22 protein-coding genes are annotated in these 21166 nt (G+C 63.6%); 5 read left to right on the forward strand and 17 right to left on the reverse strand.

What is annotated here, in order from left to right:
- Position 1: 1 nt before the first annotated feature.
- From H8B03_RS07415 to H8B03_RS07480, 14 genes are all read right to left on the reverse strand, one after another.
- The gene (locus tag H8B03_RS07415) at positions 2 to 1237 is read right to left on the reverse strand and encodes a class I SAM-dependent methyltransferase (RefSeq protein ID WP_193141083.1); all 1236 of its coding nucleotides are present in this window, start codon (positions 1235 to 1237) and stop codon (positions 2 to 4) included.
- Positions 1237 to 2316 (reverse strand): CDP-glucose 4,6-dehydratase, encoded by a 1080-nt coding sequence (rfbG, locus tag H8B03_RS07420; protein ID WP_319022445.1) that lies wholly within the window; start codon positions 2314 to 2316, stop codon positions 1237 to 1239. Before rfbG ends, H8B03_RS07415 begins: the two co-directional genes overlap by 1 nt.
- Positions 2298 to 3071, reverse strand: coding sequence for a glucose-1-phosphate cytidylyltransferase (gene rfbF / locus H8B03_RS07425; RefSeq protein WP_193141084.1), 774 nt, complete (start codon positions 3069 to 3071; stop codon positions 2298 to 2300). Before rfbF ends, rfbG begins: the two co-directional genes overlap by 19 nt.
- Positions 3072 to 3258: 187 nt before the next feature.
- Positions 3259 to 3759: a 30S ribosomal protein S9 gene (gene rpsI / locus H8B03_RS07430; RefSeq protein ID WP_193141085.1), complete on the reverse strand. Its 501-nt coding sequence runs from the start codon at positions 3757 to 3759 to the stop codon at positions 3259 to 3261.
- A gap of 2 nt (positions 3760 to 3761) precedes the next feature.
- Positions 3762 to 4223, reverse strand: a complete 462-nt coding sequence (gene rplM, locus H8B03_RS07435; protein WP_193141086.1) for a 50S ribosomal protein L13 — start codon at positions 4221 to 4223, stop codon at positions 3762 to 3764.
- Between the two features lie 231 nt (positions 4224 to 4454).
- Positions 4455 to 5315, reverse strand: coding sequence for a hypothetical protein (locus H8B03_RS07440; RefSeq protein ID WP_193141241.1), 861 nt, complete (start codon positions 5313 to 5315; stop codon positions 4455 to 4457).
- 221 nt (positions 5316 to 5536) lie between these two features.
- On the reverse strand, positions 5537 to 5968 hold the full coding sequence (locus H8B03_RS07445; protein WP_226925763.1) for a PaaI family thioesterase: 432 nt from the start codon (positions 5966 to 5968) through the stop codon (positions 5537 to 5539).
- A gap of 9 nt (positions 5969 to 5977) precedes the next feature.
- Complete coding sequence (locus H8B03_RS07450; RefSeq protein WP_193141087.1) at positions 5978 to 6754, reverse strand: enoyl-CoA hydratase-related protein; 777 nt, start codon at positions 6752 to 6754, stop codon at positions 5978 to 5980.
- Positions 6755 to 6819: 65 nt separating this feature from the next.
- Entirely contained in the window at positions 6820 to 7284 is a 465-nt protein-coding gene (locus tag H8B03_RS07455) for a cytochrome c-type biogenesis protein (protein WP_193141088.1), read from the reverse strand.
- Positions 7281 to 9263, reverse strand: coding sequence for a heme lyase CcmF/NrfE family subunit (locus tag H8B03_RS07460; RefSeq protein ID WP_193141089.1), 1983 nt, complete (start codon positions 9261 to 9263; stop codon positions 7281 to 7283). The genes H8B03_RS07455 and H8B03_RS07460 overlap by 4 nt, the downstream gene beginning before the upstream one ends.
- A 16-nt stretch (positions 9264 to 9279) precedes the next feature.
- Positions 9280 to 9732: a cytochrome c maturation protein CcmE gene (gene ccmE, locus H8B03_RS07465; RefSeq protein WP_193141090.1), complete on the reverse strand. Its 453-nt coding sequence runs from the start codon at positions 9730 to 9732 to the stop codon at positions 9280 to 9282.
- 4 nt (positions 9733 to 9736) lie between these two features.
- Positions 9737 to 10765 carry an N-acetyl-gamma-glutamyl-phosphate reductase gene (argC, locus tag H8B03_RS07470; RefSeq protein WP_193141091.1) on the reverse strand — a complete coding sequence of 343 codons (1029 nt, stop codon included), beginning with the start codon at positions 10763 to 10765 and terminating at the stop codon, positions 9737 to 9739.
- A gap of 54 nt (positions 10766 to 10819) precedes the next feature.
- Entirely contained in the window at positions 10820 to 11632 is an 813-nt protein-coding gene (locus H8B03_RS07475; RefSeq protein WP_193141092.1) for a glutamate racemase, read from the reverse strand.
- Positions 11633 to 12529 (reverse strand): lysophospholipid acyltransferase family protein, encoded by an 897-nt coding sequence (locus H8B03_RS07480; RefSeq protein WP_319022446.1) that lies wholly within the window; start codon positions 12527 to 12529, stop codon positions 11633 to 11635.
- A gap of 346 nt (positions 12530 to 12875) precedes the next feature.
- Here H8B03_RS07480 and H8B03_RS07485 point away from each other — a divergent pair, with 346 nt between their 5' ends.
- Together H8B03_RS07485 and purL are read left to right on the forward strand one after the other, a co-directional pair.
- Positions 12876 to 13766: a LysR family transcriptional regulator gene (locus tag H8B03_RS07485; RefSeq protein ID WP_193141093.1), complete on the forward strand. Its 891-nt coding sequence runs from the start codon at positions 12876 to 12878 to the stop codon at positions 13764 to 13766.
- Positions 13767 to 14094: 328 nt separating this feature from the next.
- Complete coding sequence (gene purL / locus H8B03_RS07490) at positions 14095 to 16257, forward strand: phosphoribosylformylglycinamidine synthase subunit PurL (RefSeq protein ID WP_193141094.1); 2163 nt, start codon at positions 14095 to 14097, stop codon at positions 16255 to 16257.
- Between the two features lie 12 nt (positions 16258 to 16269).
- Here purL and H8B03_RS07495 read toward each other — a convergent pair whose 3' ends face one another.
- A complete protein-coding gene (locus H8B03_RS07495; RefSeq protein ID WP_193141095.1) occupies positions 16270 to 16923 on the reverse strand; it encodes a VPLPA-CTERM sorting domain-containing protein in 654 nt (217 codons plus the stop codon).
- Between the two features lie 148 nt (positions 16924 to 17071).
- On the opposite strand from H8B03_RS07495, the gene H8B03_RS07500 reads away from it, so the two are divergent.
- Positions 17072 to 17314, forward strand: coding sequence for a BolA/IbaG family iron-sulfur metabolism protein (locus H8B03_RS07500; RefSeq protein ID WP_193141096.1), 243 nt, complete (start codon positions 17072 to 17074; stop codon positions 17312 to 17314).
- A 119-nt stretch (positions 17315 to 17433) separates the two neighbouring features.
- Entirely contained in the window at positions 17434 to 17793 is a 360-nt protein-coding gene (gene grxD, locus H8B03_RS07505) for a Grx4 family monothiol glutaredoxin (RefSeq protein ID WP_193141097.1), read from the forward strand.
- Between the two features lie 21 nt (positions 17794 to 17814).
- On the opposite strand, the gene H8B03_RS07510 is transcribed toward grxD, so the two are convergent.
- Complete coding sequence (locus H8B03_RS07510) at positions 17815 to 18198, reverse strand: cell division protein ZapA (RefSeq protein ID WP_193141098.1); 384 nt, start codon at positions 18196 to 18198, stop codon at positions 17815 to 17817.
- A complete protein-coding gene (locus tag H8B03_RS07515; RefSeq protein ID WP_193141099.1) occupies positions 18191 to 18820 on the reverse strand; it encodes a hypothetical protein in 630 nt (209 codons plus the stop codon). Before H8B03_RS07515 ends, H8B03_RS07510 begins: the two co-directional genes overlap by 8 nt.
- Positions 18821 to 19116: 296 nt before the next feature.
- Between H8B03_RS07515 and tkt the strand changes: the two genes are divergently transcribed.
- Positions 19117 to 21090 carry a transketolase gene (gene tkt, locus H8B03_RS07520; protein WP_226925793.1) on the forward strand — a complete coding sequence of 658 codons (1974 nt, stop codon included), beginning with the start codon at positions 19117 to 19119 and terminating at the stop codon, positions 21088 to 21090.
- Positions 21091 to 21166 lie beyond the last annotated feature (76 nt).

The raw sequence follows: 21166 nt of genomic DNA on the forward strand, positions 1-21166 counted from the left end.
GTCAGGAAATCCGGATCTCGGGCACGGCGGTGACGAATTGCGTGCCGTCCTCGGCCAGATCCGACAGTTGCGCGATGATCTCGTCGCGCAGGTTCCACGGCAAGATCAGCACGTAATCCGGGCGATCCTCGCGCAGCGCCTCGACCGGCCGCACTGGGATCTGGCTGCCGGGCAGAAGGGTGTTTTGCTTGGCCGGGTTGCGATCCACGCAATAGGCGATGCGATCCGGGCCGACCTGCGCATAATTCAGGATCGTGTTGCCCTTGGCCGCAGCGCCATAGGCCGCCACCAGCCTGCCTTCGACCTTGGCGTGATCCAGGAACCCCAGCAGCCCGCGGCGCACCGCCTCGACCTTTTCCGAGAAGCCTTCGTAGCCCGCCACCTGGTCCAGCTTGGCCGCCGCTTCGCGGGCCCGCACGCGGGCCACACCCGGCGCCTCGGCATGGCTGGCCGCATCACGGCAGGCAAAGACCCGCAGCGAGCCGCCATGCGTCGGCAGGTCTTCCACGTCAAAGACCCGCAACCCGGCCTTGGCAAAGATCGTCTCGACCGCCAGCAGCGACAGATAGGAATAATGCTCGTGATAGATGGTGTCGAACTGCACCTGTTCGATCAGGTTCAGAAGATGCGGAAACTCGACCGTATAAACAGCGTCGCCGGTCAGAAGCGTGGCGACGCCGGCCACGAAATCATTGATGTCCGGCACATGGGCCAGCACGTTAGCCGAACAGATCAGGCGCGGCAATTGCCCTTCGGCCACCAGCGCCTTGGCGAAGGCCTCGCCGAAAAATTCCACCCGCGTGGGCACGCCCTTGTCGATAGCCACCTGCGCGACATTTCCCGACGGCTCCACCCCCAGCACGGGAATGCCCTTTTCGACGAAATACTGCAGCAGGTAGCCGTCGTTCGAGGCAATCTCGACCACCAGATCGTCCGGCCCCAGCCCGAAGCGCGTTGTCATCGCCTCCACATAGGCTTTGCAATGGGCCAGCCAACTGTCCGAGAAAGAGGAGAAATAGGCGTATTCCGACGAGAAGATCTCTGCCGCCGGGACCGCGTCATCGGCCTGCACCAGCCAGCAGTTTTCACAGACCCGCACATGCAGCGGGTAGAAAGGCTCGGACTGGCCGGCCATCTCGGGCGGCACATAGGAATTGGCCAGCGGCGACAGGCCCAGATCGACGAAGGTGCGGGTCAGCGGGGTGCCACAATGGCGGCAATCGGGAACGGAATTCATCAAGAAGACCCCATAAGCATTTCAAACTGTTCAATTTGTTCAGAGCAAAGATCGCGCACGGAGGCCCCGCGCGACCAGCGGCCATACCAGCCTGCGGTCATGTCGATGGTCTGCTCGAAGTCCAGCAAGGGACGCCAGCCCAACTCGACCCGCGCCTTTGACACATCGAGACGCAGCAATCTGGCCTCATGCAGATCGGCGGCGGCAGGATCGTGGCGAATGTCGCCCTGTCCCAGGGCGGCCACCACGGCCCGCGCCACATCGTCCACCGGGCGTTCCTCGGCGCGGTCGGGGCCAAAGTTCCAGCCCTCGGCCATTTCTGGGTGATCCACCTGCGCCAGCGCCAGCATCATGTAGCCCGACAGCGGTTCCAGTACATGCTGCCACGGCCGGATCGAGAACGGCTGGCGCAGGGTCACATGACCGTCACCGCCCAGGCAGCCGCGCACGATATCGGGGACCAGACGATCCTCGGCCCAGTCGCCGCCGCCGATCACATTGCCAGCGCGCACGGTGGCCACGCGCACCGGCTGATCCGGCTCGAAGAAACTGGCGCGCATGGCCGCGGTGGCCAGTTCGGTGGCCCCTTTCGACGCCGAATAGGGATCATGCCCGCCCATCGGGTCGGTCTCGCGATAGCCCCAGATCTGCTCGACATTGGCATAGGCCTTGTCCGAGGTCGCCACGATCACCGATTGCAGCCCCTCGACCCCGCGCAGTGCGTCCAGCAGTTGCACGGTGCCCAACACGTTCGAGGCAAAGGTTTCCACCGGCTCGCGATATGAGCGGCGCACCAGCGCCTGCGCGGCCAGATGAAAGACGAACTCTGGCTGGCTGGCGGTAATGGCAGCGTCCAGTGCGGCGCGGTCATTCAGATCGCCGATGTGGCTGTCGACCTCGGACAGGCCCAGCAGTTGCCACAGGTTCGGATCGGTCTCGGGCGCCAGCGCATAGCCTGTCACCCTGGCCCCGCAGCGCACCAGCCAGGCGCAAAGCCACGCCCCCTTGAACCCGGTGTGCCCGGTGACCAGAACGCGCCGGCCCTTGAAGCGGTTGAAACTCATTCCCAGATCTTCCACGGTGCCTTCCCGGTGGCCCAGGCCGCTTCCAGTTCCTGTTTCTCGCGGATCGTGTCCATGGGTTGCCAGAAGCCGCTGTGCTCGAAGGCCATCAACTCGCCATCACGGGCCAGGTTCATCAGCGGATCGCGCTCCCAGATGGTGCTGTCGCCATCCAGATAACGGCCCACCTCGGGCGACAAGACGAAGAAGCCGCCGTTGATGAGGCCCCCGTCGCCCAACGGTTTTTCCAGAAAATCGGTGACGGTGTGGCCGGTCAGCTCCAGCTGGCCGAACCGGCGCGGTGGCGGCACAGCAGTCACGGTCGCCAGCTTGCCGTGCGACTTGTGAAAGTCGATCCCCGCACGCACGTCGATATCGCCCACCCCGTCGCCATAGGTCAGGCAGAACGCCTCGTCCTCCTGCACATAGGGCATGACCCGCTTCAGACGCCCGCCGGTCATCGACTCGGCTCCGGTGTCCACCAGATGCACTTTCCACGGCTCTGATTCGGTGCGGTTGATGGTCATCTCGCCGGTGGCCAGATCGAAGGTGACATCCGACCGGTGCAGATAGAAGTTCGCGAAGTATTCCTTGATGATGTAGCCGCGATAGCCAAGGCAGACCACGAATTCATTGACCCCGTGGGCACCGTAGATCTTCATGATGTGCCACAGGATCGGCAGACCGCCGATTTCGACCATGGGTTTTGGAATGCGGACCGTTTCCTCGCTCAGACGTGTTCCCAGACCGCCCGCAAGAATAACACATTTCATCGCCTACTCCCGAATACGCTTTTCACAAGTTTCCAACAAACACCGGCTGTTACATCGGCCTTAGCATGAGACAGGGACAACGAGAAGGAAAACGGTGACGCGGGGTGAACAGCCGCGGCGCCTGAGGCCGGACAGCAAAAAGGGCCGCCGAAGCAGCCCTTTCGCAAGATCGTAACGTGAAACGCGATCAGCGCTTCGAGAACTGGAAGCTACGGCGCGCCTTGCGCTTACCGAATTTCTTACGTTCCACGACGCGGCTGTCGCGGGTCAGGAAGCCTGCGGCTTTCAGCGCGGCGCGCAGCGACGGATCGTACAGTTGCAGCGCCTTCGAGACACCGTGCTTCACAGCACCGGCCTGACCCGAAAGACCGCCACCCTTCACGGTGGCCATCACGTCGAACTGGTCTTCGACACCGGCAACGGTGAATGGCTGGCGCAGAATCATCTGCAGCACCGGACGGGCGAAATAGGTGTTCAGGTCCTTGCCGTTCACGGTGACCTTGCCGGAGCCCGGCTTGATCCAGACACGGGCGACCGCGTCTTTCCGCTTGCCGGTGGCGTAGGACCGACCCAGTTCGTCACGAACCGGCTCACGCGGTTCGGCGGCATCTTCCAGAACCGACAGATCGACGTCGGCAGTTTCAACGGCGCCTTTCAGGGCGTCGAGCGACTTGATTTCCTCGGCCATGATCAGCTCCGCGTGTTCTTGGTGTTCATCGACTTGACGTCCAGCACTTCCGGGGCTTGCGCCTCATGGGGGTGCTCGGCGCCGGCGTAGACGCGCAGATTGGTCATCTGCTGGCGGCTCAGACGGTTGCCCGGCAGCATGCGCTGCACGGCCTTCGTCACCACGCGCTCGGGATGCGCGCCTTCCAGGATCTTGCCTGCGGTGATCGACTTGATGCCACCCGGATGGCCGGTGTGGCGGTAGTAGACCTTGTCGGTCCGCTTGCGGCCGGTCAGCTGGATCTTGTCCGCGTTGATCACGATGACATTGTCACCCATGTCCATATGCGGAGTGAAGGACGGCTTGTGCTTGCCGCGCAGACGCATGGCGACGATCGAGGCAAGACGGCCCAGAACAACGCCCTCGGCGTCGATCAGGATCCACTTCTTGTCGATGTCAGCCGGTTTGGCTGTGAAGGTTTTCATTGGGATGACCCTTTAGTCTGGGTTGGGGGCAAGAGCCCCCGGTATTCGGATTGCGCGGTTTTAGCCAACCCGACACCACGGTCAAGCGGAAAACGCGGATTTCGGGATGAAAAAGAGCGTATTACAAGTAAGGTATCAAAATACCCCGACCTTCTGCCATCTAAGTCCCGGTTAAACAAGAACATCTGCCGAAAGGGCAGATGTTCCGTGCAATCGGGGTTGTTTTCGGGGTCAGCGGCGACGCACGTAGCTGCGCATCATCGTCAGCGCCCAAAGCAGCAGAAGCAGGGTTGCGGGCAGCGGAACCGGCGCAACTTGCGGCGACGATCCGCCCGCGGGCATGCCCGGTCCGCCACCGCCATTGCCCGGGAAGATCCCGCCGCCCGGCGTGCCGGAGCCGCCGCCGGGGCCGCCGCCAGATCCGCCACCGGATCCATTGCCCCCGCCGCCGCCACCGCCGCCCAGGAATCCCAGGTTCGTTCCCGGACCCGAGCCGAACAGCGGCGTGCCGCCATTGCCGTTGGGATTGGACACCCCGACCAGAAGATTGCCCGAAGGATCGCCGAAGACACCCGGGATCCAGAACGACGGGGCCGTGCCAAGCGCGAACACCGGCTCCCCCTCGCCGCCCGGAAGGCCGTCCGGCGGATAGAGGTTCGAGATTTCCACGATCAGCGATTTGCCGGGGCTGTCCTCGACCGGGTCCAGGTCGGACATGTCGTCCTGCCACAGCTGGACATGCATGCCGCCGTTCTCGCGAAGCTCATCCGAGACGACAAGCGAGGCCTTGTCGGCCAGACCCACCGACGTGGCGCATTCGCCGTCCGGTTCGATCATCGTGACGACCGGGTTGCCCTTGCCATTGGCCGGGGGCGTGATGCTGACCAGCGGGCAGCCATCCAGATACAGGTAGACCGTCTCGACGATGGATTCGTCGCCATCGTTGATGAACCCCTTGACCGGGGGTTCAGTGACCAGAAGCTCGGGGGTGGTGGCGTCGGGAGATCCGGCAAACGCGCTTGTGGCCGCAACTGCGACTGCACTTGCGGTGGCGAAAGCCCTGATGATCGCCTTGTGCCCTGCCTTGGACATTGTCTTCTCCCACGCTTCTGGCCGCGGTCCCCGTTACGCACGCGGCATTCACTCATAAACATACGAATACTTGCTTTATTTGGGGGGGCGGCCGCGGATTTGCATCTGCCCTTTTGGCGATGCTGCGTATGCAAAGGTATAGGTTTGCCCAAGCACGCCGCGCATTGCACGGCTCCCCACTCTTGAAACACAGGTACTCCGCGCCCTGCGTGCGTTCAAGTTTAAGGCAGGGAATAGGTTAACGTGGCGCGCGCGACGTCACGTCGTTTCGGCCCGCGCGACCAGATTCGCACGTCCCCGACCGCCAGGCTGCGGCCCAGTTTCAGCAGTTCCACATCCGCCACCAGATCGACGCCCGCTTCGGGTTTGCGCATGAAGTCGATCGAACAGTTGGTCGTGACCGCCAGCGCCTTGGGGCCGACCATCGACAGCACCGCCAGGTAGACCCCCAGATCGGCCAGCGTGAACATGGTGGGGCCAGAGACCGTGCCGCCGGGACGCAGGTTGTCCGATCGCACCGGCATGGCCACGCGCACGCGCATCGGCGCCAGTTCTTCGACCTCGATCAGATCGGCCACCTGCGGGAACTCGGCCCGCAGGAAGGCGTGCAGCGCATCGGCATCCATCTTGAGGGGGTGCAAGGGATCAGCCATGCAGAGCCGTCAGCGTCCCTGGTAGTCGGGCACGCGCTTTTCCAGGAAGGCCAGAACCCCTTCACTGAAATCACGGGTGGCCCCGGCCTTGCCCTGAAGCTGGGCTTCAAGCGCCAGTTGCGCCTCAAGATCATTGGCCATGCTGGCGCGCAGGGCCTGCTTGGTCAGCCGGTAGGCCTGGGTCGGGCCGGTGGCCAGATGCACGGCGCGGCGGGCCACATGCTGGTTGAAGTCCGCATCCGGCACCGCTTCCCAGATCATGCCCCAGGCGGCGGCCTGGCGGGCCGGGATCGGCTCGGCGAACAGGGCCGCCCCCATGGCCTTGGCCATGCCCATCTGGCGCGGCAGCCAATAGGTGCCGCCCGCGTCCGGGATCAGGCCGATGCGGCTGAAGGCTTGCAGGAAGACCGCGCTTTCGGTGCCGATGACAACATCTGCCGCCAGCGCAAGATTGGCCCCGGCCCCGGCGGCCGTGCCGTTGACCGCCGACACCGTCGGGATCGGGCAGTCGAAGATGGCCCGCAGCATCGGCACGTATTCGTCCCGCAGCACCCGTTCGATGTCCAGGTTCACCGCGCCGCTGCCATCGCCCAGATCCTGCCCGGAACAGAAGGCATCGCCGGCCCCGGTCATCACCAGCACCCGCGCGTTGTCCTGCGCGATGCGGATCGCCGCCGGGATCTCGGCCCGCATCTGGGCATTGAGCGCGTTCTTCACATCGGGCCGGTTGAGGGTCAGCCGCGCGATGTGATCCTCGATGCTCAGGTCGATTGTCTGAAAGTCCATATCCGTCTCCGCCAGGTTGCGGGCAAGTTACTTGGAAATCGTCCCCAAGCCAGAAGAACGCGGGGTCATTCCTTCAGGATTTCCTGCAGGCGCTGTTCTTCCTTGGAATCCAACGCGCGCAGGGTGGGCTCGGGGGCCGCATTTCGGCGACGGATATAGACCACGCCCAGACTGGCGCCGACCAGCAGCATCAGTGGCCCGGCCAGCCACAGCACAAGGTTGGAGCCATCGGTCTGCGGTTTCAGCAGGACGTATTCGCCATAGCGATCGACCACGAAGTCGATGACCTCGTCGTTGCTGTCCCCTTCCACCAGACGTTCGCGCACCAGCAGCCGCAGGTCACGCGCCAGATCGGCGTTGGAATCATCGATGCTCTCGTTCCGGCAGACCAGACAGCGCAGGCCTTTGGACAGATCGCGCGCGCGTTCCTCCAGCACCGGGTCAGAGAGCACCTCGTCGGGCTGAACCGCCGGGGCCGCCAGCGGGACAAGTGCCAGAAAGGCGGCGACCAGAACCGGGCGCAGGCTCATTCCGCCGCCACGGGGGTTGGGCCCCCGCCTCCGGCCTTGGCAGCCCCTGCCGCGATGCGATAGCGACGGTCGCTGAGGCTGAGCAGCCCGCCGACCCCCATCAGGATCGCCCCGGCCCAGATCCAGTTGGCCAGCGGCTTGATATAGGTGCGTACCGCCCAGCCGCCGTCGTCCTGCGCATCGCCGATCACCAGATAGATGTCGCGCAGGAAGCCGTTGTCGATATCGGCTTCGGTGGTGGGCATCTTGGCCACCGGATAGACCCGTTTTTCAGGGGTCAGCGAGGCCACCAGACGGTCACCGCGATAGGCATTCATCCGGGCCATGGTCGAATAGTAGTTCGGCCCTTGCACCTGATCGACCGAGGCCAGCTCGATCTCATAGGCGCCGACCTCGAACCGCTCGCCGATCTGGGCCACGCGGATGTCTTCGATTTGCCAGGCATTCATGGCCGAGATGCCAATCATGGTCACGCCCAGCCCAAAATGCGCCACAGCCTTGCCATAGTCGGCACGCGGCAGACGCATGAGACGGCGCAAGCGGCTGGCCACGTCGCCCCGGCCGCAGCGGCTCCACAGGTCCAGCGCCGACCCGGCCACCACCCAGGTGCCCAGTGCCAGTCCGACGGGCGCAAGTATGGTCTTCTCGGTCTGAAGGGTCCAGGCCAGTGCCGCGATCAGGAAGGCCAGGATGGCAGCAGGTACCACCTGCTTGACCGCGCGGTTCAGCTTGGCGCGTTTCCACGGCAGGATCGCACCGATGGGCAGGATGATCGCCAGCACCACCATGAACGGCGTGAAGGCGGCGTCGAAGAAGGGCGCGCCCACCGACAGTTTGCGTCCGAAGGCCAGTTCCGCCACCAGCGGCCAGATGGTGCCGATGAACACCACGAAGCAGGACACCGCCAGCAGCACATTATTGGCCACCAGCGCGCTTTCGCGGCTGACCAGCCCGAAGACCCCCTTGGCCTGCATGGCCGAGGCGCGAGCCGCGAACAAGGTCAGTGCGCCGCCGGTGAAGACCGCCAGGATCATCAGGATGAACACACCGCGTTCGGGATCATTGGCAAAGGCGTGCACCGAGGTGATGACACCCGAGCGCACGATGAAGGTGCCGATCAGCGAGAAGCCGAAGGCAAGGATTGCCAGCAGGATGGTCCAGCTTTTCAGGCTTTCGCGCTTTTCCACCACGATGGCGGAATGCAGCAGTGCTGCGGCCAGAAGCCATGGCATGAAGGAGGCGTTTTCCACCGGATCCCAGAACCAGTAGCCACCCCAGCCAAGTTCGTAATAGGCCCACCACGATCCCAGCGCGATGCCGATCGTCAGGAACACCCAGGCCGCCAGGGTCCAGGGCCGCACCCAGCCGCCCCAGGCCGCATCGACGCGGCCCTCGATCAGCGCGGCAACGGCGAAGCTGAAGGTCAGCGACAGGCCGACATAGCCCAGATACAGGAACGGCGGATGGAAGGCCAAACCGGGATCCTGCAGCAGCGGGTTCAGGTCCTGCCCGTCCATCGGCGGAATGCCCATGCGCAGGAACGGATTGGAGGTCAGCAAGATGAAGGCGAAGAACGCCACCGCGACCGCGGATTGCACCGCCAGAACGCGCGCCTTCAGGCTTGGCGGCAGGTTGCCTCCGAACCACGCGGCACAGGCCCCGAACAGGGTCAGGATCAGCACCCAGAGCAGCATCGAGCCCTCGTGGTTGCCCCAGACGCCGCTGACCTTGTAGATCATCGGCTTCAGGCTGTGCGAATTCTCGACCACCAGCCGCAGCGAGAAATCCGACACCACGAAGGAATAGGTCAGCGCCGAGAAGCTGAAAGCGGTCAGGAAAAACTGCGTCGTGGCGGCGGGCACGGCGGCGGCCATCCAGCCGTCCCAGCCCTTGTGCGCGCCGATCATCGGCACGATGGCCTGCACCACGGCCACCATGGCCGCGAGAATCAGGGCGAAATGTCCAAGCTCTGCGATCATGGCGTGTGCCCTCCGATCAGCTGTCTGTTTCGTTGGGGTCTTGATACACGCCCTGTTCCTTCAGCGCATCCACCACTTCCTTGGGCATATAGGTCTCGTCGTGTTTGGCCAGAATTTCCGTGGCGACAAATGTGCCGTTCACGTATTTTCCGGTGCCGACCATGCCCTGGCCTTCTTCGAACAGATCCGGCAGCACGCCGGTATAGGCCACCGGCACCGAGGCGCCGCCATCGGTGACGGAAAACGTGACGGTCTCGCTCTGCCCGCGCACCAGCGTGCCTTCTTCCACCAGCCCGCCGATGCGGAACACCTCCGACGCGGTCGGCGGTTCGGCCACCACCTGCGACGGGCTGCGGAAGAAGTTGATCCCGTCGCGCATGGCATAGCCGATCAGCGCGGTGGACAGCGCCAGCGCGATGGCGGCGACGATGATGACCTGGATACGACGTTGCTTCTTCAGACTTTTCATTGGCTCATGGGAAGACCGGGGCCAGCATCAGGCCGGTGGTCTCCTCTTCTCCCAGCATCAGGTTGGCGTTCTGCATGGCCATGCCCGACGATCCCTTGGTCAGGTTGTCGAGCGCGGCAATGACGATGGTCCGGCCCGGTCGGCGATCGCCGACCACGCCGATATGCACGAAATTCGATCCCCGCACGTGGCGGGTCGAAGGATGTTCGCCGAAGGGCAGCACCTGCAGGAAAGGCTCGTCGGCATAGGCCTGCGCCAGCGTGTCATGTACCGACTGCGGATCCCCGGACACATAGACCGTCGCAAGGATCCCGCGGTTCGCGGGGATCAGATGCGGCGTGAACTGCACCCAGACCGGACGCCCGGCTATCAGCGAAAACTCCTGATCGAACTCGCCCAGATGACGATGTACCCCGCCGACACCATAGGCGTGATAGCCTTCGGACAACTCGGCATGCAGCAGGTTTTCCTTCAGCGAGCGGCCGGCCCCCGACACCGCGGCCTTCAGGTCGATGATGATGTCATCCAGAGCGATCACGCCCGCACTGATCAGCGGGCGCAGGGCAAATTGGCCGGTGGCGGCATTGCAGCCGGTGCAGGCCACGATGCGCGCGTTGCGGATCTGGTCGCGGTAGAATTCAGGCAGGCCGTAGACCGCCTCGGCCTGCAGATCCATGGCGCTGTGCGGCTGGCCGTACCATTTTTCATAGGCTGCGGCATCGCGCAGACGAAAGTCCGCGGACAGGTCCACGACTTTCACGTCGCGCGGCAAGGCACTGATTACACTTTGAGATGTCGCGTGCGGCAAGGCACAGACCACCAGATCGACGTCAGAGAAATCCACCTCGTCAATCTTCACCAGCAACGGCAGATCCAGGTGCCGCAGATGCGGAAACACCTGCGCCATGCTTTGGCCAGCCTTGCGGTCGGCGGTCAGGGCCACGATCTCCATGTTGGGATGGGTCGACACCAGGCGGACCATTTCGGCCCCGGTGTACCCGCTTGCGCCCAGTATGGCGATCCTGTGTGCCATGACACCTTCTCCTTGAACTTTCACAAAACATAAGCCCCCAAAGACCGGGTGCAATCAGGCGGCGCGGAAAGTGATCTTTCGTCGCAAGAACTGGGTGGCGCGATAGGACACGGCCTGCGGGTCTCCGGTGGTCAGGAAGGCCTGCTCGGTGCCCGGCCCCAACATGTCGGGATGGCGGTCCAGATAGTCCGACAGGCTTTCGGCCACCAGATTGGCTTGCGAATAGACCGTCACATCGGGGCCAAGGGCGGCCTGGAAGGTGGTTTCCATCAGCGGGTAGTGGGTGCAGCCCAGAATCGCGGCCTCGGGGTGCGGCATCCGGCGCTTCAGTGCGTCCACGTGGCTGCGCACCAGCGCCTCGGCCAGAATCTCGTCGCCATCCTCGATCGCATCGACCAGACCGCCGCAGGGCTGTGCTTCGACATCGACGCCGATGGCGCGAAACGCCAGTTCCCGCTGGAACGCGCGGCTGGAGACCGTCGCCGGCGTGGCGAACAGGGCCACATGCTTGACCGCAACCTCGCGCGGCGGAGAGTTGTCGCCCCATTGCCGTTCGGTCAAAGCCTCGATCAGCGGCACGAACACCCCAAGCACCCGTTTCTCGGGCGGGATCCAGCTATCCTGCATCCGCCGCAGCGCCGCCGCCGACGCCGTGTTGCAGGCCAGGATCACCAGGTCGCAGCCGGCCTCCCACAACCGTTCCACGGCCTTGGTCGTCAGATCATAGACATCGTCGGCATCGCGCACGCCATAGGGCGCATGGGCGTTGTCACCAAAATAGACGAAGGGAACCCCCGGCAATCGTCGCGTGACCGCGTCAAGGACGGTCAGGCCGCCCAATCCAGAATCGAAAACCCCGACGGCCATCTAGCGTTTGTACCTGTCTTCAGTTTCAAAGCCATAGCCCATGTCGCGGACAGGCACTGGAGACAGCTGATACGTGGCCTGCCGAAGGAAGTCCATCATCCCGGCTGCGTCCTTTGCGTGCGCCGCCAGCTGGTCTTTCGGGATCGGTTTGCCGATCACGACTTCGACCGGCTTGTTGACCCGCGACTTGAACTCCTTGATCAAAAGCCCGACCCGCAGGTTGTAGTGCAGATGGCTGGCCACCTGGAAAACGCGCGAGTTGTGGCCGGTGAAGAACATCGGCACCACATGCGCATCGGACCGCAGGATCATTCGCGCGGTAAAGGACCGCCAGGTGGGATCCATCGGGGCTGAAAACGGTTTGGCCGAAGTCGAGACCGTGCCGCCGGGGAAGATGCCAATCGCCCCGTCATTCTTCAGCAACTCCAGCGCATCCTTGCGCGATTGCAGGTTCATGGCGACAGCTTCGCGCGTCTCATCGAAAGAGATCGGCAGGATCACCCGGTTCAGATCCTCGGCCTTGCGAAACACCTGGTGGGCCAGAATGCGAAAATCGCCACGGGTCACAGACAGGATTCGCCCCATCATCAGCCCGTCGAGGATGCCGAAGGGATGGTTGGCGATCAGCACCAGTGGCCCATCGCGCGGGATATTCTCCAACGCGCCATCGATGACTTTCAGGCTCAACCCGTAGCGGTCGGTAATGACATCCCAGAAGTCGCGGCCGCTGGCCACCTCCTCCTCATAGCCTTGCGCCTTGCGGATCAGGCGCAAACGCCCGGTGGCGTTTTCCATCACCCGGATCATCGCCCGTCCACCGCGCGTGGCTCCAGCATGGGCGTAGCTGATTTCGCGTGTGACGTCCCGCTTGTTTTTTGTATCGTGAACCTGGCGCACGATGTGTCTCCCCCGGTCTACGTGCCGGTGGTGTGAAATATCACCTCCATGAAGCCAGATACAAGACTATGCAGCATCACAGAGGCGGATTGCCCCCGATGATGCGCCCGAAGGACCGGCAACCATGTTGGACAAGTTCCGCCTGAAATTCGGGCCGCAGGGTTACCTTTGCGTCAGGAATGGCTTATCAGCACGAAGGTTCATTGCCTTCGGGCCGGTCCGACTGTAGCGGCGACGCCACAGTTTCTTGCGAAGCGAGCCCGCACCATCCCCCCGGACCGGACGGGTACTATTTTTATCTGTGCACGCCGAACTGTCGAACCGCGCTGCAGAATGGAGACGCCCGATGGATTGGGACAAGTTGCGAATTTTCCACGCGGTTGCCGATGCCGGCAGCCTGACCCATGCGGGCGACGCCCTGCATCTGTCGCAATCCGCCGTCAGCCGCCAGATCCGCAGCCTGGAAACCAGCCTGAACACCACCCTGTTCCACCGCCATGCCCGTGGCCTGATCCTGACCGAACAGGGCGAGTTGCTGTTCGACGCCACCCGGTCGATGGCCAAGCGCCTGGATGCCGCCGCCGCCCGCATCCGCGACAGCGAGGAAGAGGTCTTCGGCGAATTGCGCGTGACCACCACCACGGGATTCGGCTCTCTGTGGCTGGCACCGCGTCTGTCGAAGCTCTATGAAAAGTATCCCGAACTGAAGATCGACCTGATGCTGGAAGAGCGCGTGCTGGATCTGCCGATGCGCGAGGCCGATGTCGCGATCCGCATGAAAGAGCCCAGCCAGGCCGACCTGATCCGCAAGCGGTTGATGAATGTTCACATGCGGCTGTACGCGTCGCCGGAATATCTGGAGGAAAACGGCACGCCGGAAACCGTTGCAGATATGCGACAGCACCGCCTGATCTGCCAGAATCCAAATTCGGTTCAGGTCGCCGCTGGTGCCCGCATCGCCCAAACGATCATCGCCGAGGAAGTTCGGTCGCTGTTGACAGTGAACAACTATTTTGGCGTGCTGCAGGCGGTCATCAACAACCTGGGCATCGGCATTCTGCCCAATTATGTCACCGAGGATTTTTCCCGTCTGGTCAATGTCCTACCAGAGATCGACGCGGGCACGGTTCCGGTCTTCCTTGCCTACCCCGAGGAGTTGCGGCAATCCAAACGCATATCTGCGTTCCGGGATTTCGTCGTCGAGCAACTGGCCGAAAGCCGTCAGAAAGCACAATAACTGGACAGACTGCATAACTCGCGCGCAGGAGATATGTAAATACTGCATACCGGTTATGTTGCCCCTGCGGCATTATTCTTCTTGATCGAAACGGGGGGGCTGTCTAACTGAAGCATAGAAGTTAGGCGTTTCGTCTTCTTCTACCTCCCTGTTGGACTTGGCCGAGCTTGTCTCGGCCACTTTTTTTCTGCACTGCCGCACGCAATTTGCAGGCCTCTGCACACAGGGACATCCAGCCGATCTTGAAGATATCCCGCCGCCGCAGGCGATGTGGTCTTTCCCTGACCGCCCGGCTCCCGTATTACCGCGCCCACGTAAGGGGAGTACCATGCAAGAACCCGCCATCACGCCCGACCTGATCGCAGCCCACGGTCTGAATGCCGAAGAGTACGACCGCATCCTTGGCCTGCTGAACCGCGAACCGACCTTCACCGAGCTTGGCATCTTCTCGGCCATGTGGAACGAGCACTGCTCGTACAAGTCGTCGAAGAAGTGGCTGCGGACCCTGCCGACCACCGGCGACCAGGTGATCTGCGGACCGGGCGAGAACGCCGGCGTGGTCGATATTGGCGACGGTCAGGCCGTGGTCTTCAAGATGGAAAGCCACAACCACCCGTCCTACATCGAACCCTACCAGGGCGCGGCCACCGGCGTGGGCGGCATCCTGCGCGATGTATTCACCATGGGTGCGCGTCCCATCGCGGCGATGAATGCGCTCAGCTTCGGCGAACCGGACCACCCCAAGACCCGCAGCCTTGTGCATGGCGTCGTTGAAGGGGTCGGCGGCTATGGCAACTGCTTCGGCGTGCCCACCGTGGGCGGCGAAGTGCGCTTTCATCCGGCCTATAACGGCAACTGCCTGGTGAACGCCTTTGCGGCGGGACTGGCGGATGCCGACAAGATTTTCTACTCGGCCGCTTCAGGCGTCGGCATGCCGGTCGTCTATCTGGGCGCCAAGACCGGCCGTGACGGCGTCGGCGGGGCCACCATGGCCAGTGCCGAATTCGACGACACCATCGACGAAAAGCGCCCCACGGTTCAGGTGGGCGACCCGTTCACCGAAAAGCGCCTGATGGAAGCCTGCCTTGAGTTGATGACCACGGGTGCTGTGATCTCGATCCAGGACATGGGGGCTGCTGGGCTGACCTGCTCGGCGGTGGAGATGGGCGACAAGGGCAACCTGGGCATCCGCTTGCGGCTGGACGGCGTGCCGGTGCGCGAGAACGCGATGACCGCCTATGAGATGATGCTCTCGGAAAGCCAGGAGCGGATGCTCATGGTGCTGAACCCCGAGAAGGAAGAGGTCGCCAAGGCGATCTTCGACAAATGGGATCTGGATTTCGCCATCGTTGGCGAAACCATCGCCGAGGATCGGTTCCTTGTGGAACTGGGCGGAGAGGTGAAGGCCGATCTGCCGCTGAAGGCGCTGTCCGGCGAAGCCCCGGAATACGATCGCCCGTGGGTGGCCACGCCCCCTGCCCCCGAGATGGAGCCGGTGCCCGAGATTGATCCCATCGACGGGCTGAAGGCGCTGCTGTCCAGCCCCAACTACGCCTCGAAACGCTGGGTGTGGGAACAATACGATCACATGGTGATGGGCGACACGGTCCGGGTTCCGGGCCGGGGTGCCGGCGCGGTGCGCGTGCATGGCACCCAGAAGGCGCTGGTCTTCACCTCGGATGTGACGCCGCGCTATGTGCGCGCCAACCCGGTCGAAGGCGGCAAACAGGCGGTGGCCGAGGCCTATCGCAACCTGTCGGCCGCCGGGGCCAAGCCGCTGGCCAGCACCGACAACCTGAACTTCGGCAATCCCGAGAAGCCCGAGATCATGGGCCAATTCGTCGGCGCCATCCAGGGCATCGGCGAGGCCTGCGCCGAACTGGACATGCCGATCGTGTCGGGCAACGTGTCACTTTACAACGAGACCGACGGCGAGCCGATCCTGCCGACCCCGACAATCGGTGCCGTGGGTCTGGTGCAATTCGCGCACAACCTCATTCCCATGACGCCCGACGACGGCGACCTGATCCTGGTGATCGGCGAAACCCATGGCCATCTGGGGCAATCGGCGCTGCTGGCCGAAGTATTCAAGCGCGAGGACGGCGACGCCCCACATGTGAACCTGAACCTTGAAAAGCGCCACGGCATCTTCCTGCGCAACAATCGCGGGCTGATCACGGCAGCCAATGACGTGGCCGATGGCGGGCTGGCGTTGGCATTGTTCGAAATGGCCGCGGCCGCCGGGCTGGGCCTGACCGTGGACGAAGGCGATATGGCCACGCTGTTCGGCGAGGATCAGGCACGCTATATTGTGTCATGCTCGTTCGATGCGGCCGAAACACTGATGATAGAGGCCAGCCAGCACAAGATCCCGCTGGCCACCATCGGACGTTTCGGCGGCGATACGGTCACGCTGGCAGGCTCCAGCGCGCCGCTGGAAGACCTGGTGAAGCTGAACGAAGAGACCTTCCCGGCCACCTTCGCGAACTAGGCGCGGGCGGCCTCAGCGCCGCCGCCGACGCAACACCATCAGCGCGCCGATCCCTGCCCCCAGCAAGGCCAGCGGGGCAGGCAGCGGCACGGGGGCGGCCACACGGGTCAGCCCCAGGGCGCGTCCGGTACTGTCCAGAACCTGCAACGACACAGTCGCATCCGACAGCGAGGTGAACTGGAAGTCCATGCCAAGGGTGCCGAACAGACCCGCACCGGGCGGCGGTTCGGGCTGCGGATTGAAGAACAGCGGGTTAGCGCCGATGCCCCCTGAAGACGACTGAAGCATCAGCCGCAGCGTCAGGGTTTCGGTTCCCGTGTCCACCAGGAAATCCGCCTGCGGGAACCGCGCGCCGGGGCTTCCCGCCACAGGATCCAGCGGCTTGCCGCCCAGACTGCCGCCCAGCAGAACCTGGAAGAACTGCGCCCCAGAAACGCCCCGAATGGTCTTGTCGACCGAAAAAGGGGTCAGCGTGGTGGACGCGGGAAACAGGATTGGTGGTTCGGGCTGTGGATTGAAGCCATAGATCACCAGCGGATTGACGATTCCGTGGGCAACCTGGACCACGGTTGCGGTGCCCCAATGGGCCCGCGATGCCACGCCGGCAGTTGCAGTGAAGACAACAAGGATACTGGCCACCAAACAGGTGCGAACGAGATGTGTCATCTCTTGCCTCCTTTTGGTTTACGCCGGATCAATATAGCACGGCAGACAGTGCATTTCCCTAGGGGAAAGCCCGACCTGCGCGCCCGTTGCCGCTTGCAGCCCCTGTGGCTGCGCCCTACAAATCGGGGGAAACCAAGGACGACCGATCATGCCCATCCAAGCCCAGGAAATCGAAAACCTGATCCGCGAAACATTTCCCGATGCCAAGATCACGATCACAGATCTGGCTGGCGACGGCAATCACTATGCCGCCGAGGTCATCGACGAAAGCTTCCGGGGCCAGAACCGCGTGCAGCAGCAGCGGGCGGTCTATGCGGCGCTGAAAGGCAAGATGGACGGCAAGAACGGCGAATTGCACGCGCTGGCGCTGACCACCAAAGCCCCGGACTGACCCCAACCCGGCCAGGCACTGCTTCGGGGACAGATGTCCCTGATATTGTGTATCGCCGATACAGACATTACCTGCCCGTCAGACCCGATGATCCGACGACACAGACAAGGAGCTCTCAGATGAGCGTTCAAGAACAGATCAAGCAGACCGTGACCGAAAACGACGTGGTTCTGTACATGAAAGGCACCAAGGCGATGCCGCAGTGCGGCTTTTCCAGCCGTGTCGCCGGGGTGCTGAACTATATGGGCATCGACTACCAGGACGTGAACGTGCTGGAGAACGACGAGATCCGCCAGGGCATCAAGGATTATTCCGACTGGCCGACCGTGCCGCAGCTTTACGTCAAGGGCGAATTCGTCGGCGGTTGCGACATCATCACCGAGATGACCCTGTCAGGCGAGTTGGACACGCTGCTGGAAACCAACGGCGTGACCTTCGACAAGGACGCCGCCGAGAAGATCCGCGAAGCCAACGCCTGATTTCGGCGGACGGGGCGCGCCTCAGGACGCGCCCTGCTCCATCTCTTCGGCCAGGGCTTCGGCGCGGGCGGCCAGCTCGGCCAGACCGTCGCCCACCGCGGCCGGGATCACCGGCACCTCGACCCGCTCGGCGGGACGCGATTCCAGGGTGGCGACCTGAGATTTCAACTCGGCGATTTCGGCTTTCAGGGTCTCGGTGCTGGCCTGCACCGACAGCGTCTTGTCCGCCAGCAGCAGCCCCGCCATCAGCAGCATCCGCGCCTCGGGCACCCGGCCCAACTGATCGGCCATGACACTGATTTCATCGTCCAGCAATTTGGCGGCGGAATGCAGAAATTCCTGCTCGCCGTCCTGACAGGCCACGTCGAACGACCGGCCCCCGATCTTGATGGTGACTTCAGGCATCGGCGGTCTCCTCGATCAGCGGTTGCAGCGCGGCCAGAACGCTGTCGATTTCGGCCCGGTCGGCGGCACGCGCGGCCTTGAGGGACTCGATCTCGGCGGTCAGGCTGTCGTCGAACAAGGCGCCGCCGTCACTGCCCTCGGCCATGGCCTGCCGTAGCAACTCGTTGTTCTGGCGCAACTGGGCGTTGGCTTTCTGAAGCTGGCCGACGATTGCTTCCAGCGCGCCGATCCGCTCCTGCGTCTCTTCCGCCTGGCCGTTGGCCTGAACTCCGCCAAGCCGGTCGGCGGCCTTCAGCGCGGTCAGTTCGGTCTGCGCCGCTTGCAGCGCCGCGCGATCGGTTTCGATCTGCTGGACTAGCGTCGAGACTTGCCCGCGCTCCTCCTCCAGATCGGTGTCGCGGATGGCCAGTTGCGCGCGTGTTGCCTCGATCTCGGCCTCCAGCGCGGCGATGTCGCCAGCGTCCCCCGCAGGCGCCGCCGCGGGCTGCGCTTGTGCTGCGGCTTCCAGTTCGGCCACCCGGTTCAGGGCGTCGCTCAACGCTTTTCGCGTGGACTGATGCGCCATCCTCATGCGCCCAAGGGCATCGGCAAGCCGATGCTCAAGCTCGGAAATCTCCGTCATGGTTCCCCTTTCTGCCCCAACTTAGGTACGCATATTCATTTTTTTTGACCGCACCAACCCCGAAGCTGGCGTCAACAATAGGTCGCAACAGCATCGAATCCCACAGTTTTAAACCGTCAGAATGGCTTTTTCTCGGGTTCTGAGCAGTTTTTTGGCCCCGCTTGAACTTCCCATGGCAGTTGCTAAGACGCAGGGGCGCGCTGCCCCGCGCAGCTGAAGTCCAAAATCCATCCCAAGACAACTGGAGTTGCCCCTTGTCCCTGAAGACGCTGCGCGAACGCCACCCCGACCACTGGATGAAAGCCTGCGCCATCCGCGCCCTCGCTCTGGACGGCGTCGCCGGTGCCAATTCCGGCCACAGCGGCATGCCCATCGGCATGGCGGATGTGGCCACGGTCCTGTTCGAGAACCACCTGAAATTCGATGCCGCCGACCCCGATTGGCCGGACCGTGACCGGTTCATCCTGTCCGCGGGCCACGGTTCGATGCTGCTGTATGCACTGCTGCATCTGACCGGCGTCGAAGACATTTCGCTGGATCAGATCAAGAACTTCCGCCAGTGGGGCGCCCGCACCGCCGGCCACCCGGAATACGGCCATGCCAAGGGGATCGAGACCACCACCGGCCCGCTGGGTCAGGGCATCGCCAATGCCGTAGGCTTCGCGCTGGCCGAGGAAATCCTGCGCGCCCGGTTCGGCAAGAAGGTCGTGGATCACCACACCTATGTCATCGCCGGCGACGGCTGCCTGATGGAAGGCGTCAGCCAGGAAGCCATCGGTCTGGCCGGGCGGCAGGAGCTGTCGAAGCTGATCGTGCTGTGGGATGACAACAACATCACCATCGACGGCACCGTCGATATCGCCGACCGCACCGATCAACTGGCGCGCTTCAAGGCGTCGGGCTGGTCCGTGCATGAATGCGACGGTCATGACCCCGTGGACATCGACGAGGCGATCACCGCCGCCAAGAAGACCGGCAAGCCCGCGCTGGTGGCCTGCAAGACGCATATTGCGCTTGGCACTGCCGCGCAGGACACGCCCAAGGGCCACGGCGCGCTGACCGACCCCAAGGTCGTGGCCGACGCCAAGGCGGCATGGGGAATCGACTGGGCCGCCTATGAGGTGCCCGTCGACATCAAGGCGCAATGGGAAGAGATCGGCAGCCGCGGCGCTGAGGAACGCGACGAATGGTCGACCCGTCTGGCCGGTCTGTCGGGCGCCAAGCAGCGCGAATTCGAACGCATGCAGGCGGGCGAAGCGCCCAAGAAACTGTCTGCGGCCATCAAGGCAATGAAGCGCGACTACGCCGAGACCCGGCCGAAGATGGCGACGCGCAGTGCCAGTGAAAAGACCCTGAACGTCATCAATCCCCTGATGCCCGAAAACGTGGGCGGCTCGGCGGATCTGACCGGGTCGAACAACACCAAATCGTCGGACATGGGCGTGCATCTGCCCGAGTCGCGCGACGGCCACTACCTGCACTATGGCATCCGCGAACACGGCATGGCGGCGGCGATGAACGGTCTGGCCCTGCACGGCGGTCTGCGTGCCTATGGCGGCACCTTCATGTGCTTTGCCGATTACGCCCGCGGTGCGATGCGCCTTTCGGCTCTGATGGGGGTGCCGGTCACCTATGTCATGACCCACGACTCGATCGGTCTGGGCGAAGACGGCCCGACCCACCAGCCGGTGGAGCATCTGGCGATGCTGCGCGCCACGCCGAACATGACCGTGATCCGCCCTGCCGACGCCACCGAAACGGCCGAAGCCTGGGAGATCGCGGCCACCGCCACCGGCACGCCGACGGTTCTGGCCCTGTCCCGTCAGGGGCTGCCCACCGTGCGCACCGAGTTCAAGACCAAGAACATGGTCGCCCAGGGCGCCTATGTGCTGGCCGAGGCCGAGGGCAAGCGCCAGGCGATCCTGCTGGCCACCGGCTCCGAGGTTTCGGTGGCGCTGGCCGCACGCGATCTGCTGCAGGCGGAAGGCATCGGCACCCGTGTTGTTTCCATGCCGTCGTGGGAGCTGTTCGCCGAACAGGACGAAAGCTATCGTCGCCGGGTTCTGCCCGCCGGACCGGTGCGCGTCGCCGTCGAGGCTGGCGTTCAGATGGGCTGGGATCGCTGGCTGACCAGCGAACGCGGCAAGGCCAACAAGGCCGGCTTCGTCGGCATGGAGGGCTTCGGCGCCTCGGCCCCGGCGGATGTCCTGTTCGAAAAGTTCGGCATCACCGCGCAAGCCGTGGCCGACAAGGTCAAGTCGCTGCTGTAATCGGCACCGAATCAAACATGAAAATTCGGGGGAGCGCTGCAAGGCTGCTCCCCTTTTTTGCCGTGGTCGGGCAATT

Source organism: Meridianimarinicoccus sp. MJW13 (assembly GCF_014901205.1).
GTDB lineage: Bacteria > Pseudomonadota > Alphaproteobacteria > Rhodobacterales > Rhodobacteraceae > Meridianimarinicoccus.